Raw genomic sequence first — 15,501 nt, 5'->3', positions numbered from 1 at the left:
CGGCATCACCCCTACATCGATGACTGAACAGCAGTTTTAAGCCTTCACTGCGTTTCAGCCTGCCTTGCCCCTGTCTCTCAAGGGATTTACTTACCTTACATTTTGCATCAAACCTAACCGGAAAATAGCGCCAACTATCGTTGTTATTTCTATCAATAAATGTGGTCTAGGATCGAAATGCTGTCAAATTATTTTTTAACAGTCTTAGTTATGAGACGGCCATTGCATTATTTTAAGAGGAGGCTTGTTTAATGATTCGCACATAATCTTGATATATCATTGTATTATAAGACTATTTTAATTAAGCATAAAACGTACCGATAGTTAAGTATGATCAAAGGATTCCCAATTAAGTCGATGGAGCCTCGGTTTACGTACATCGGGTGGAGTTAGACGAAATGCAGAGTGCCGCTAAACGAGTAGATATTCAGCGAAGAAAAGTAGTAAAAAATAAGGGATTGGCTAAACTTTATGTAGATTTATCAAATGCGAGGCAAAACTATGAAGAAGCTGTGTTTTTTAGCACTGTTTATCTCCGCTCAAGTTCACGCTCAAGACAATGAAATAACATTTGGCATTGTTCCCCAGCAGTCTGCCGTCACTTTAGCCAAGAACTGGGGACCGATCCTGAAACATCTTTCGGATCAAACTGGTTACAATATTGTTTTCCGTACCGCGAAAAATATTCCTGAATTCGAGCAACGTGTCCTCAATGGCGAGTACGATATCGCGTACATGAATCCTTATCATTACACCGTGTTCCATCAGAAGCCTGGTTATCAAGCCTTTGCAAAACAAAAAGACAAAAAAATAAGAGGGATCGTCGTTGCTAAGAAAGACGGGGATATCACAGAGTTAAAACAGCTCGACGGGCAAACGGTCGTCTTTCCTTCACCCGCCGCGTTCGCGGCCAGTGTTGTACCGCGCTCATCGTTAAAAGCGATGGGCATTAACATTACGCCTCAATATGTCTCATCCCACGATTCCGTCTATCTCAATGTATCGAAAGATCTGTTCCCCGCAGGCGGCGGCATCGAACGTACCCTTAATAACACCAATGCCGCGGTGAGGGACGATATTAAAGTGCTTTGGCGAACGCCCGGTTACACGCCACATGCGTTTGCCACCCACCCAGACATGCCTCAAGAAGTCAGCGATAAAGTCGCCAATGCTCTGGTCTCACTCAACAACTCACCGCAAGGCAAAGATTTATTGGTTCGTATTAAGTTCAAAGGTATTGAGCCTGCCCAGAACAGTGACTGGGACGATGTCAGAAAGCTCAATATTACGCTTTTGGACAAGTTACTGCAGGAATAGACAAAAGGTATGTCTCTCCGCTTAAAAACCATTCTGGGCGTTGCGCTGATTGAGGCCATTTTACTGGCCATACTACTGACGTTAACGCTCAATTATCTAAGAACAACGAACTTCGACGGTTTGGATCAGCGTGCAACATCCACCTCAAATTTGTTTGCTTCTACCGTCAAAAATGCGGTTCTTTCGTATGATTTGGCAACGGTAGAGTCCTTTACTAAAGACTTGATTAAGAATGAAGACATTACTTATGTTGCCGTGTTGGGCCAAGGCGAACAATTGCTTTCTGGAGAAGGGGCGATACCCGACACCTTTCACAAAAGTCACCTTGAAGCGAACTCTAGCCAAGTTTCAGACGGCATCTTTGATATTTCAAGTCCAATCGAAGAATCTGGGATAGAGTTTGGGTCAGTATGGCTTGGCTTTGACATGACAGCTCTTAACACGACACTCAATGACGCAAAAAAGTGGAGTACGTTGATCGTCGTAGGAGAAATGACATTAGTGGCTATGTTTTCTTATCTGTTGGGCGCTTACCTCACCCAACGACTTAGCGAACTCAAACATGCCGCGGACCAGATTGCAGCGGGTAATCGCACCATCGACATATCAACTCAGGGAAGGGATGAACTGGCTACGGTGTCCAGAGCGTTTAGCAACATGGTGAGCGAAATAAAAGCGTCGGAAGACCAAATTAAACGTTATCAAAATGAGCTTGAAGAGGCGAACATTGCTCTTGAAAGCCGTGTCGAGAAACGAACGGCGGCGCTGTTGCAAGCAAATAAACAGCTGACCGTCACCAATGATCGACTCAAATCTGCCAAAGATAAATTGGTGGAATCTGAAAAAATGGCGTCAATCGGCACGATGGCCGCAGGCGTTGCTCATGAGATTAATAATCCGATGGGGTCGGTGAGCAGTAACTTGCAAATGTGCCAACATTACCTCAACACCTACCAAACGTGGATAGAGCATAGTGAAGCCATCATAAATGGCGTCCCCAGTGAAGACGAGGAAAAGTTTGTCAAATGGAAACAAGAGCAATATGTCGATTGTCTCGAAGAAGACTTTCGTGACAGCTTAACCGACGCCATGACCAGTGTCGATCGTGTCAGAAACATCGTTTCAGCATTGCAAAGCTACGCCACGCAACTTAATAAAGATCAAGGCAGTAAGGAACGTATCTGTCTCAGGGATATGCTTGATGATTGTCAGAAAGGGCTCGAGAATTCAGATCACATTAATATTGCTTTAAAACCGTCCTTGTCCGAATTACCGCCGCTTCACATCTTCAAAGACGATTTTCATCAGTTATTTACAGAACTTCTTAAAAATGGCGTTCAATCGTGTAACCGTGCAAAGGAACAAACAACGGGTCATATCAGCATCGGTTGTTTGCATGACAAGAATAAGTTAGTCATTCAAGTCGTTGACAATGGGGTGGGTGTCCCCTCAGAGAATTTAACTCGAATCTACGACCCCTTCTTTACTACGCTGCCGGTTGGTGAAGGCATGGGGCTAGGCCTAACCTTTGCTTATAACATCGCTCGTCACCATCATGGGTCAATACGGTTACAAAATCTAGATGCTGGTGGAGCGGTGGTTACCCTCGCCTTCCCAGCGTCTATCTTGGCGAAGGAAGTTATTGAGACTGCAGATAATGCTTGATGTGTTCGACCGTCATGCAAAGCTGAAGGTGGAGCTGTTCAACCATGACTTCTGTCTCCTTGTCACACAAGGTCATCGTTTGACATTGTTCAACGATATTGGTGGACAATAATGCCGCCTTCTCTGCCCCGACCATATAACTGGCCGATTTCAGTGAATGAACGGCACGGTAAAAGGGTTCACTGATGTCATCACCGATGCGAAGACGTGGCATATCAATAAAATTGACGGCTAATTTTGAATATTCTGATAGCATTTCTTCCACGCCTTCCTGCCCAACTAAATCAGCGATCGTGGTAACAGAAAATGTCTCTTCATTCGTCGTCATCCTTTGTTCCCCAAACTAGATGTACACCGCAATCGGCACTTCGACGGATTCCTCTATCAGTTTTAGACGATTGAGCAAGGCCTCATTGATTTCCTGACCCGCAGAGAGCATCATTTGTCCATTCGGATGATAAACATCTTGTTTTAGAACCGAACCAATCTTAAGTTCATCAAGGCCAACACATAAATCAACATCAGACTCCTCATCCGCATTTTCCAATAGTTCCAAAAATATGGTCACCACCTTCGGGTCATAAAGAGTGCCGGCGTGTTGTTTAATAAACACCCGTGCACTACTGGGTTTTATCCGTGCCGTATTTTGGGGACTAGACACAAAAAAATCATAGTTTTTTGCCACTCTTAGGATCCGTGCCCCCAAAGGGATATCATCCCCTGAAAGGTGTTGCGGGCTGCCCGTGCCATCGAAGTTTTCGTCTTGATGACGAATGATCTCGACTAAGGGGGTAAAACGTTTAATCTGGCCAATAATTTTCGCTCCAACTTGGGCATTCGCTGGCGGTGCCAAACGAATCTGAGCGCCTTCTGGGGCGCCTTCTTGTGGCTCTTCGACCTCTTGAATGATTTCCGTCTGACCGATGAGACCAATTTCGTGAAGCAGTGCACTCAGGTAACAGTGTGTCACCTCTGACTCAGGGGCTTCCATACGAATCGCAATCAACTTTGAATATTCAGCCACTCTTTCACTCTGCTGATGTGGCTGACCCGTCGCATGCTGAATAATGGCCGATAGCGCCGATAAGATATCTTTGAATGTTCGCGTCCGGCTGCTTAATAGTGCTTCCATTTTTTTATTGGATTCTTGTAAAGCGGCGGTGCGCTGCTTAACTTTGTCTTCCAACGCACCATTTAAGTCGCTCAGCTCTTGATTTTTGTTTTGCAACGCATCCGTCAGTTCTTGTTTCTGTCTGCGCAGTTCAAACAACTCGGAGGCTTTGGACAAGGTCAGTTTGAGACCTTCATTGTCCCAAGGCTTAGCAATATAGGTATGTATTCCGCCGTCATTAACCGCGCGTATTGTCGATTCCATATCACTGTATCCGGTCAGCAAAAAGCGAATCGAATGGGGGCAAATTTCACGAGCCTTGGTCAAGAATTCCGCTCCGTCCATTTCCGGCATTCTCATGTCAGAAATGATGATTGATACCTCGTTTGACTCCAAATGTTTAAGCGCTTCCTGACCATTACTGAATGACACGACCTGATAATCGTACCGCAAGACGCGAGTCAGTGATTTTAAAATGTCCGTTTCATCATCAAGCAGCAACAGGTTCAGTTTTTCAGCGGTTGGGCTACTTTCATCCTCACTCATAAATCTACTCCTGCAACACGATTGTCTAAAAAGTACAAAAATTCGTCCATGGGCAATGGGGGGCTTACGATGTAACCCTGAATCCGCGTACACCCTCTTCGTTTCAAGTAATCAACCTGCTTTCGCGTTTCGACCCATTCAGCAACCACCTCCATATTCAGCGATTGGGCACTGTTGGTAATGGACGCAAGAATCACTTCATCGGACACATTATTCCCAAGCGCTTTCACAAAACGCCCATCAATTTTAACCACATCAAAAGGCAGCTCACAAAGATACTCGAAGCCCGAATAGCCCGTACCAAAATCGTCAATAGCGAGGGTAATCCCCTTCGCATGCAGCTTTTCTATTTGCTGCAATGCTTGAGGGTAATTATAGATTTGGTCAGTTTCGACCACTTCCACTTCTATGTCAGACATTGAGATTCCCCGCTCGGCCTCCATGTCACACAGTAGCTGATAGACAAAGCCTGTGATCAATTGTTTGGCTGACACATTGATGCTAATTTTTAACCGCCCTTGTTGGGAGACACGTTGTAACATGTTGACCGCATGTTTCACCATTGTCGTCGCTAACAAATCATCTAATTCGTATTTACTGATCACGTGTAAAAATTCACAAGGGCTCTGGTAAGAGTTGTCGTCGAGGCGTCGGCGCACCAAGGCTTCACAGCAATTAATTTCACCATTAGTTAACGTCATTTGCGGCTGAAAAAACGCCTCGACACGGCCATTGTCGAGATCGCCAATCAGGGTGCCCAACTCACAATACTCCTCCGCAATATCCTGATTATCATTGTGCAACAACCAAAATAACTGCTTTGAGATCGCATGCACGTTCGACTTCATGCTTGAAAACTGTTCAAAACTATAACAAGGCCAATAACGCGCTTCACTCATGTAGCAATGTACGGAAAATTCATGAATGTGATGCTGACTGATATGATCTACCTGCTCTAGGATTCGATTCACAAACAAATAACCTTGCGCCGAATACTCGACCAACGTCATAAACTTATCATCACTACGATACCAATCGATGCCATCATTGCCGCATAACTGTTTGGCAACATACTGTATCAGCGTATTGCCCGACGCTTTACCATGTTGTCGATTAAATGCCGCGGTATTCGCAATATCCAATATCATGAGTAACCAAGGCCGCCCTTTGGGCGATAACTCAGGCAGCATAGCGAGACATCGATTCAGTTCACGCTCTGGTTTCATGCTGGTGCGATGATCTTGTTCCGTCTCGTGCTGCAAGAGTGTTTTACATATGACCGCTTCAAGCTGTTCTGGGTCCCAAGGCTTGTCAACGTAGTGGTGGAGAACGCCTGAATTAATCGCCTCGGTGACCCCACGAAAATCCGCTTGTCCTGACAGCATAATGGCTGGAATGTAAGGGTATTTATGCTTAACCTCTTTTAACAACTCTGTGCCTGTCATCGCAGGCATTCGATAGTCAGTAATGATGAGGTCGACTGAATGCTGCTCTAGCACATTTAAGGCTTCTAACGCGCTTTCAGCCGTGTGAATGACTGCCACTTTGTGTTTAAGCTCTCGGCACAACGCGTTACGAATACTTTTCTCATCATCGACAACCAGTATTTCCGCAAAATCCATAGCAATGTGTCCTATCGATCAGTTAACCGCTTCCACTTCATCAGACGTGGTTTTGTTTATCGGTAACGTGATAGTAAATGTAGTACCGACCCCTAGCTCACTCTCTACTTCAATTAAGCCATTGTGGGCGTTGATGATCCCATAGGAAACCGACAGCCCCAGCCCCGTTCCATCCCCTACAGGCTTGGTCGTAAAAAACGGCTCAAAAATCGACGCTAGATTTTCTTCTGGGATACCTGAGCCGTTGTCTCTTATCTTGACTTGGATTTGTTCATTTTCGAACGGCTTCACCGACACATGAATGACACCACTGTCTTCAATCGCCTGACTGGCATTCACCAGTAGATTGAGAAATACTTGATTCAGCTGCATTGGCTGGCAATAAACACTGGGTATCTCGGGGTCATAATCAATTTCGACTTTGGACGTGTATTTGATCTCGTTGTTAATGATGCGCAGGGTAGAATCAAGCCCCTCGCGTATATCACTGTATAGCCATTCCGAATCATCAGCGTGAGAGAATTCTTTGAGATTTTTGACGATAGCCATTACCCGTGAAGAGCCTTCTAAAGATTCTGAAATTAAGTCCGAGACATCCTCTAACACATAAGTCAGTTGTGATTTTTCTAACAGTGTTTTCTTTTGAGCAATTAAGTCATCATTGCCTGATTGATCAATCGCCGAGTTTAAGGTGGTCATTGCGTCAGAAATTTTACGAAAATAATCGTCGAGTGTTTGAATATTCGACGTAATAAAGCCCAAGGGATTATTGATTTCATGAGCAATACCCGCAGAAAGCTGACCAATCGACGCCATTTTTTCTGACTGAAGTAACTGGCTCTGGGCGCTCTTGAGGTTAACCAATACTTCTTTGAGTTCATTCTGCTCTCGGTGCAACCGTTTAGACAGTGCTGTAAGTTCGGTCTGCTGACAAGCTTGTGCGGTTAAGTCGTACACACAAATACAAACGTGATCAAGGGAGCCATCTTGACTGTGGATAGGAATAAATTCGATATCTTGAAACATTTCTTCTTCTTGCCCAGACACTTGACGAGAGGATTGAAAAGGAAAGACATGAGGCACCTGCTCCCATGAGGAGAAGCTCGGGGATTCTATCACGAACGCCGTATCAATTTTACGTTTGAGTAATGACGAGCACTGTGAAAAAACCGACAACACGCTTTGGCCGACCAAAGACGTTTTCGCCATGCCTGAACGTGTCTGAAAATAACTGTTCGCCATGACGATTAGATAATCTTTTCTAACAATACAAACGGCGACTGAAAGTTGGTTCAGTAGATCAGACAGGGCAAGCTTTGCCTTCATAGAATCACTCCGTTATAACCATTCATTCAGGCGATTAAGAATGACGTCGAACCCATCTTCTGCAAAACAAATGATGGTCTTTGTTTCAAAACTGGCGGATTCTATCAAGAAAGACACATGCAAAACGATCGCCTGTTTCCACTTGTTACTCGGAATGGGCTGTCGGTCAGGAGAATACATCACCGGGGGCTGCGTTCGGGTCTCCAGTTCAATTTGCTCACATAATCCTCTTAAACTCGCGCCTGACAAAATATTTGAAATTTCCAAGAGACTGTCAAACATTGCTTGATTATCGACCATCTCTCCTTCACCTAGCGCAAGTAAGTCGCCTGCAATCGCCTTACCGCCTTGCTTGGTCAGCTGCGTAATCACCTCACCAGACATCTGACCAAAGAAAGCTTGACGGGTGTAATAGTTCTGTTTGATATCACCAAACATTTCCATCAATTGGTCAGGGGAAGCCGTATCAATACTCGGTATCGTAAGAGTGACAGGGTAACTCAATAACGTCGCCAACTTACAAGCGGCTTGCCCCATCGATATATTGAGGAGTTCTTTCAAAGAATCCTCGTGATCATCCGTCAGTGTTTGATTCATATCAACCCCACCTCATGCAGAAGATCTTTGAGCATAGACGCGTCTAATGGTTTCTTCAAAAACTTGACAGCCCCCAACTCCATCACTTTTTCCTGAGAGGTAGGCTGAATATCCGCACTGATCACAAAAACAAAGTTGCGTGCCGCTCGTTTTTTTAGTTCTGACAGGACCTCAAACCCATCCATCACAGGCATTGTCAGGTCCAAAAACATCACATCGGCCTTACCCTCTTGAAATTTTTCCAATGCTTCTACACCATTTGATGCCTCGTGTACGTTCTCATGCAGCTCTGGCGGTAATGCGCGCATCACTGCTTTTCTGGACATCTTCGAATCATCAACAATAGTAATCGAAACCGTTGACATAGCGCCTCCTAGTGTTCCAACGTTAAAAGTGGGGTAATTAGAATTCTTGTTTGTTGGGGCAAAGCGTCTAACCAGACTGGTAACGCTTGTTGAGCCTGAGCGTCGAGCAAAGACTCACAGAACAGCACCACTTGATTGATCGCCCATTCATGGGGCGCATGATTGATTTCCGCAGTTTGTAAACTCAGAACAGATTCAGCAAAACCCAGATCATAACCCCAAAGAATCAGGACATAAGCACAAATGACTAGCCGATCCTGATAGCCATTTTTGACGTCTAAGTAAGGGGCCGAGTCACGCTCTTTCTGATCACCCATCTCGACAAGAGTCAACTCACCAATGGATGATAGCAAACACACCAAATACAGTTTCTCCTGACGCTCTTTCTCCCAACCAAGTTGGTTCGCAAGGCCAACAGAGACGCTCGCAAGACGCTGATATCGTCCAACGATCTCGTTATGTTGCTCCTTAGCCACTTTCTTAAAAGAGCGATGGCTCATCATCGCCACAGCGAAACCACTCACTGCCGTCATCCCCAACCGGCTGATCGCGGTATCAAGCGCAGTCGTTTTCGTTTCAAAACCCCAATAGGCGGAATTTGCGGCTTTAATTACTTGGCCTGCGAGTGAAGGTTCATTGGCAACAATCGAAGAAAACGCTTTACCATTACACATATCGTCGTCAGCACATCGTTGCAACTGGCGTACAATACTGGGCAGCACGGGCAAACACTCAATACCAGAAAGCAGCTTTCGGCAAGATTCCGAAAATGGCAATTTTTTTAGGCGCTCTGCACAGTTCAACACTTGCTCGAAATCTTTCTCAGTAAAGGGTTTTGGTAAAATAAAGTGAGTCCAAGAACTTGTTAATGCATTAATTTCAATCGAAGTATCTCCTGTGATCAACGCTCGAATGCTGCTTGGAAAGTGCTGACTGACTTGCACCAGCAGTTCGTCGCCTTTGATCTCCGGCATGACTAAATCACTCACAACTAAGTCCGGTGAAATAGAATGTGTCACGGTATGGTCGAGCCAATGAGCGGAATCTTGAATCAGAGTTAACGTCCAGTCTGGTTTCAGGCGCCTAATGACACGGCCAACGGCTTTGAGCATCAGCTCGTCGTCATCTATGTACAGGACATGGAAGGTGTTCTCTGTCATAACTACTCGCTTATACCGTTGCGCTAAGTCCTTACGGAGTACGCTGTCAACTTCAAGCGTAAACTCAGTTGCTTAACTTGAGCATAGTCGAAGAAAGCGGTTTTGTAACAGAAAGCACTAAGAAATCACTATAAGAGATACGCAATGCAGAGTTATTGACAATAATAATTTGAACGAGGCAAAAATTGGCTAATTTACTGCTTTGATTTCTATACAAACCCTTAGAGAAACCCACAAAAAGTCGAACCTGTCACATATTTGTTACTGAGGGAATCGTTATGAATAGAGTCAAAAAGGCCAGTCTCGTCTCTGAGGACAGAGCAGAGCTTGAAGCTCAAATGAATTGAGTTGCATTTCACAGCCGCGGTGATGTCAAAGGCAGATCCACTCGCTTTTTTAGGGCTGTTTTCTTTGGTCTGAGACAAAAATAGAAAGCGGCCCCACGCATTAAAGTGGGTTCTAGTCCAAAAATGTCAATACCCGCAGTGAGTAGATAGGCGCGCCGGAGATACAGCCTGAGTGAAGAAAAAAGCCATGTGCGATAACGCGAGAGAAACATGCCTCCTCTTAGCTCGACGAAGGCGCTGCGGGGTAAGATTTATCACACGTCCCTTCAACCGATTGGGCAAACAATGATCTTGCAATATAGATGACAATGGCGAGGTTGACGAACAGTACACAAAACCCAAGTAGGCTTGGGTAATAAACTAATCCATAAATTTCAAAGGGAATGTAAAGCGCGCTGCTGACCAATGCCAGCCATTCAGTCCAACGTTGCCCTCTCCATAATCCATAAGCTTCTAACCATCGTAGTACTGTATACGCTATGGCACCGGAGATGATCAGAGGGATATTATCTTGAGGCACCTTTTCCATTGCCTGAATAAAGATACCCGGCAGGTGGTGGGCGGGATTAAGATGCGCATGTAAAACTAACGACTCCGCCCATTGTTGCAGGTTTTGTCCTGCCAACGTATGTAAACCAATGGCGACAATCAAGGACAATAACCCTTTAACGCCTTCTAAGAGCGCTATCATTTTAAGGCCTGATTTTACTGAATGTGGTGTCAAGCTAGAGAGCCTCGTACAAAAATCAACACCTATAACATAACCATTTTTTGCTGCGGTTATTTGAAGACAATGTCAATTTTTTACTACACTTTTCCTTACGTAACGCAACCCCCTCATTTAAAATGAAAAAACCGCAATCTTAAGATTGCGGTTTTTCTGATTTCACATCACTAGGCGTTGATATTTTCCCGCTCTACGTGAATATTATCAAACAGAGAATCCACAATCTCTTTTGAACGTATCGCCAGTACTGACAGTAAAGTATCACTTAGTCCATGTGAAGACTCACAGCAGCCTTGTAAGAAGACGTTGACCTTGCACGATGACTTCATGGGTAATCGATAATGCCGCTCAACTTGTTGACTCAACATCAGTGGCTCGAGTTTATCCAACATCTGGTTAAACTGATCATATCGATACCCCGTGGCCAATACAACCGCGTCATAATCCTGCCAGCTTTGCTGGGAATGAATCCGATCGCTAAATCGAAGAGAAATTTTGCCCGATTTTTGACCCACTTCTTGAATATCATAACAACGCAAGTGTTGGTGTTTACCTTCTCCTGTTACTTTTTGTAGATACAGACGCTCATAGATAGCACTAAGCTCTTCGGTATCAACCACTGAGTAATTGGTCCCATTGAATCGCGACAACACCTTCTTGCGCTCTTCTTCTGTCCTTGAGTAAACATGGTCCGTAAACTCTGGGTCGAAAATTTCGTTCACAAACGCACTATCATCCGCAGGATGCAAGGCAAAATTGCGGTTGACGAGATGGACTTCCCCATCGCCATATCGATTGGTCAAGTCAACAAAAATTTCTGCGGCACTTTGCCCAGCGCCAACCACGGCAATTTTGGGTGGGGTCGCGCCTTTATCGAAGGTTTCTCGCCACACTTTATACTGCGATGAATGGATAACGTTCTCATCTTCTAACCCACTGAACAGTGTTGGTAGCTTTGGCATCCCTCCCATACCGATAAGAAGATTCTTAGCAAGACGTATCGTGCGATTGCCGTGAATATCCGTCGAGATCACCCGAACTTTCGTGATTTCACCGTCTTGTTCAATCGGCTCAATATAGACAACACGTTGCGCATAAGTCACAACGGATTCAAATTGTTTCGCGACCCAAGTGAGGTAGTCGTTAAATTCAACCCGTGAAGGATGAAGCGAGCCAAGATTGATAAACGAGCTTAACCTATCATGAGCATGCAGATAATTGACAAATGAATATGGACTCGTGGGGTTTCTCAGCGTAACCAAGTCCTTAAGACAGGATATTTGCATTCTGGTGCCATCGAGCAACATACCGCCATGCCATTCAAAATGAGATTTTTGCTCCAAAAAGCAATAACTCAGGTTTTGTTTTTGAGCCGTCTCTTCCAAAGCAATGGCGATTGACAGGTTGGCCGGACCAAAGCCCACGCCAAGCACATCATATTCTTGAATCTGGTCTGTCATTTTTGTACCTCGTATATTTCCTTGAGCCCTTTGGCTCTTCGCGTAAAGTACCCGCTTGGGTCAAGATGTTAAAAACAATCACTAAAAAAGGTATCTCTCAACTGACACATCAGCGCTGCCCGTTTGTGAGGGAAATGAAATTGCTTTAATTGAGCAAAGCCGTAGGTGTGCAAATAACCGATCATCTTACTGTTATCTGCTCTCGGCTCACTGACAATTTTTTGTGTTCTAGGATCGGATAAGTACAGGAAATGACACACTGAAGGTAGCCAAGCGGCCACTTTATGCGCACCGCGGTGTTCCTGTTCACCGACAAGCATGTGAATACCGCGGTCATAATCACCCGCTTCATAGTAAGGTGATATACGATCTTCTTTGGTCCAGTAGGCTTCAATGTACGCGAAAGGTTGCTCGTTTAGGCACACCATTAGCAGTTGATTCTTGTCATTCGCCACCTGCTCCTCAAGATAAGCCGTGTGTTCATCCAAAGAACCGGTTTGTTCCCAAAATGCCGCTACCCGCGGACTGTTCTGCCATTTTGAGAATAATCTAGCGTGCTGATCAACATCCAATCCAACCAAAGAAAGAGTGCTTTCCAACTCAGGGATGTAACGACGATAGAGGGGCCCTTTTTGCGGCTTTGGACGCATCGGATGGTAACCGTTGGGCGCTAAAACTTGTTTGTGAGGCAACGCACAACGACGTTGGCTCAACCACAGTTCTGGGAGCTGCATAAGGGTTTCACGCCAGATAAATCGCTGCCCTTGTTGACTGACATAGACAAAATCCAAGAGGGGCGAATACACACTATCGCCAAGATAGATACACCGAATGTCCAAACGATGTTCCAACGCGAGAACCAAAGCAGGAATGAGATCTTGGTCGCTAACCTGACAATGAGCAAGATGCCAATCACCGGTCGTGTGTTTCTCTAAAATCAGTTCACCACGACCAACGTTGATGCAACATTTATCACCCTGTTGCTGAATACTCTGTCCATCTAGTAAAGCGTTTCGGATGAGGGAATTACCAGTCATAGCTAAGGCTCGCAATAATGTTTCGGCGATCACCGTAGTAACAGATCGAGTTACTGCAGGTAGAAATATACTCTTTATCAAAAATGTTTTTCGCCGCGACCTGAAGCTTGTAGTCTTCAAGACGATAACTGATGGTCGCATCATAAAGGGTATATGAAGGCACTTGATTCTGGCCGGTATTGTCAGCATAGGTATCACTGGTATAACGAGCACCACCACCTAGAGTCAAGCCATCAAAGGTGCCACCAAAGAACTGGTATTTGGCCCACGCCGTGGCCAGAATATCGGCGACTTGCGCTGGTCTATGACCAATATTCGCCGCGTTATTGTCTTTTTTGATTTCTGAGTCAATGTGAGAAAGATTACCAATCAAAGTTAATGACTGAGTCACATTGGCTACCGCTTCCAACTCGACCCCAAGGTTACGAATTTCACCAATTTGCTTAACTTCAGTGCCACTCACTTGAACGACATCTTTTTTGGTTGCATCAAACACAGACAGGTTAAAGTACCCATCGAAACTGCTGGGTTGGTATTTGATGCCGGCTTCGATCGCTTCACCACGCTCCGGACTGGCCGCCTGATTATTGGTCGTTTTTATCACAGGCTCAAAGGACTGGGCATAACTGATGTAAGGCGTAAAACCATTGTCCATTACATACGCTACCGCCGCATTTGACGTCCACTTTTCGTAATCTGCCTGATAAGTTGTACCGGTTGACTGGTTGCTTTGTTTGTTTGACGTATCATCGTAGCGCACCCCCGCCTGCAGCACCCAATCGTTGTAGCGGACCTGATCCTGTATGTAAAAACCAACCTGCTGATTCTCTGTTATTGTCGTTTGCAAATCAGCATCCGATAACGTCGAAAAGTTCGACGAATTAATCAAAACCACATTGTTTGTGTAACTCGGGTTATAAATATTGAACCTCGGTTCGGCGACAACGCCCAACCCTGCGAGGCTCAGATCAACACTAGCATTGCCGTCAGCGACCAAAGGGTCGGACGCATAATCTTGCCCCTCAATTTTGATCCTTTGATAATCCAAACCCGTTAACAAAGTATGTTGAAAAGCGCCAGTTTCAAATGTATATATTAAGCGATTATCAATATTAAACGCGTCAGAGTGGCCCTGCTCAGTTGTCGCGCCGCGCACAATCGTGTCTCTTGCGCTCGTTGGGTCAAGCAACCCACTCAATTGGGTATCAGCAGCATAGGCCGCAAAATACATTTGCTTTACGTCAACTTCCATCCGGCTATACCGAGCCGATTGACCAAAGCGAAGGGCGTGACTAAACTCATGCTCAAATTCATAACCGAACGACAGTTGTTCACGTTCAAATTTTTCCCAGTCTGGGTTACCCAACGCTACATTATCCGCAATTTTTCCATTTGGATTACTGGTTAGAGTCCCTTCCATGGGCAAGAACTGCAAGTAAGGATCTGAGTCGTCTTTCTGGTAGTTAGCCAAAAACGTAATGGTATTGCGATCGTTGATGTTCCAGAGAAGAGAAGGGGCAACCAAAATGCGTTTAGCCTCTACATTGTCGACCTTAGTACCATTTTGTCGACCCATTGCCACGAGACGAAAGGCGACATCATCATTAATTTCTCGGTTAACATCCAAACTGAGCTGAGTCCGGTTGTACGAACCGTACTCAACCGATACTTGACCGGAGCCACCGTCAAATTGGGGCCGTTTACTCACGGTATTAATCAAGCCACCTGGTGGGTTTTGTCCATAGAGTACTGACGCTGGACCACGTAAAATCTCTACCCGCTCTAAGCCAAATGGGTCTATCTGCCAGCTGTAAAAACCCGCTGAATACAAGCGTGTTCCATCTTGATACAAACCCGTGCCAGCTTGGGTAAAACCACGCACAACAAACCAGTCTTGTTTGTTGTCATCACCATAGTGATTGGCTTGAATACCCGGTGTATATTGAAGCGCATCTGAAATACTGATTGAAGCACGATCATCCATCTGCTCACGTGTGACCACAGATACCGATCGTGGTGTTTCATGAACCGCTAAATCCGTTTTGGTTGCGGTGCGACTTTGCTGACCCAGATAACTGAAATCCGGACCGACCGAACTGTCATCCTGCTGACCAATAACAACCACGGTTTCATCTTCTTGCGCGTGCGCTACACCCACTGCGAGGGCACACGTGATGGCGAGCGCTGCTGGATTCAGCATAAACTGTCGATTCATATGTTT

13 protein-coding genes are annotated in these 15,501 nt (G+C 45.2%); 2 read left to right on the top strand and 11 right to left on the bottom strand.

The genetic code is table 11. The features are described 5' to 3' along the window. Window positions 1-501 precede the first annotated feature (501 nt). Window positions 502-1,317 (top strand): phosphate/phosphite/phosphonate ABC transporter substrate-binding protein, encoded by an 816-nt coding sequence (locus tag HLM86_RS16710; protein WP_076588116.1) that lies wholly within the window; start codon window positions 502-504, stop codon window positions 1,315-1,317. Window positions 1,318-1,326: 9 nt separating this feature from the next. Beyond that, window positions 1,327-2,982 carry a HAMP domain-containing sensor histidine kinase gene (locus HLM86_RS16705; protein ID WP_170883383.1) on the top strand — a complete coding sequence of 552 codons (1,656 nt, stop codon included), beginning with the start codon at window positions 1,327-1,329 and terminating at the stop codon, window positions 2,980-2,982. On the opposite strand, the gene HLM86_RS16700 is transcribed toward HLM86_RS16705, so the two are convergent. From HLM86_RS16700 to HLM86_RS16650, 11 genes are all read right to left on the bottom strand, one after another. Beyond that, window positions 2,957-3,310: a hypothetical protein gene (locus tag HLM86_RS16700; RefSeq protein ID WP_170883384.1), complete on the bottom strand. Its 354-nt coding sequence runs from the start codon at window positions 3,308-3,310 to the stop codon at window positions 2,957-2,959. The two genes, HLM86_RS16705 and HLM86_RS16700, sit on opposite strands and share 26 nt — an antisense overlap. A 15-nt stretch (window positions 3,311-3,325) precedes the next feature. After that, on the bottom strand, window positions 3,326-4,639 hold the full coding sequence (gene nosR / locus HLM86_RS16695) for a response regulator c-di-GMP phosphodiesterase, NosR family (protein WP_076587768.1): 1,314 nt from the start codon (window positions 4,637-4,639) through the stop codon (window positions 3,326-3,328). Next, a complete protein-coding gene (locus HLM86_RS16690) occupies window positions 4,636-6,261 on the bottom strand; it encodes an EAL domain-containing response regulator (protein WP_170883386.1) in 1,626 nt (541 codons plus the stop codon). Before HLM86_RS16690 ends, nosR begins: the two co-directional genes overlap by 4 nt. Before the next feature lie 18 nt (window positions 6,262-6,279). Further along, window positions 6,280-7,587, bottom strand: coding sequence for a sensor histidine kinase (locus HLM86_RS16685; RefSeq protein WP_076587764.1), 1,308 nt, complete (start codon window positions 7,585-7,587; stop codon window positions 6,280-6,282). A 12-nt stretch (window positions 7,588-7,599) separates the two neighbouring features. Further along, the gene (locus tag HLM86_RS16680) at window positions 7,600-8,184 is read right to left on the bottom strand and encodes a chemotaxis protein CheX (protein ID WP_076587762.1); all 585 of its coding nucleotides are present in this window, start codon (window positions 8,182-8,184) and stop codon (window positions 7,600-7,602) included. After that, window positions 8,181-8,549, bottom strand: coding sequence for a response regulator (locus HLM86_RS16675; protein ID WP_076587760.1), 369 nt, complete (start codon window positions 8,547-8,549; stop codon window positions 8,181-8,183). The genes HLM86_RS16680 and HLM86_RS16675 overlap by 4 nt, the downstream gene beginning before the upstream one ends. A gap of 8 nt (window positions 8,550-8,557) precedes the next feature. Beyond that, on the bottom strand, window positions 8,558-9,709 hold the full coding sequence (locus tag HLM86_RS16670) for an HDOD domain-containing protein (RefSeq protein ID WP_170883388.1): 1,152 nt from the start codon (window positions 9,707-9,709) through the stop codon (window positions 8,558-8,560). A 567-nt stretch (window positions 9,710-10,276) separates the two neighbouring features. Beyond that, a complete protein-coding gene (locus HLM86_RS16665) occupies window positions 10,277-10,747 on the bottom strand; it encodes a DUF2127 domain-containing protein (protein WP_076587754.1) in 471 nt (156 codons plus the stop codon). A 203-nt stretch (window positions 10,748-10,950) separates the two neighbouring features. Beyond that, on the bottom strand, window positions 10,951-12,243 hold the full coding sequence (locus HLM86_RS16660) for a lysine N(6)-hydroxylase/L-ornithine N(5)-oxygenase family protein (RefSeq protein ID WP_170883390.1): 1,293 nt from the start codon (window positions 12,241-12,243) through the stop codon (window positions 10,951-10,953). 68 nt (window positions 12,244-12,311) lie between these two features. Further along, window positions 12,312-13,280 (bottom strand): GNAT family N-acetyltransferase, encoded by a 969-nt coding sequence (locus tag HLM86_RS16655; protein WP_076587750.1) that lies wholly within the window; start codon window positions 13,278-13,280, stop codon window positions 12,312-12,314. Beyond that, window positions 13,270-15,495: a TonB-dependent siderophore receptor gene (locus tag HLM86_RS16650; protein WP_076587748.1), complete on the bottom strand. Its 2,226-nt coding sequence runs from the start codon at window positions 15,493-15,495 to the stop codon at window positions 13,270-13,272. The genes HLM86_RS16655 and HLM86_RS16650 overlap by 11 nt, the downstream gene beginning before the upstream one ends. Window positions 15,496-15,501: the final 6 nt, after the last annotated feature.

Origin of the sequence: Vibrio ostreicida, from assembly GCF_013074385.2 — a bacterium.
GTDB classification, from domain to species: domain Bacteria; phylum Pseudomonadota; class Gammaproteobacteria; order Enterobacterales; family Vibrionaceae; genus Vibrio; species Vibrio ostreicida.
Note: the sequence above shows the minus strand (reverse complement) of the source record. Positions and strands in the feature narration are given on the sequence as shown.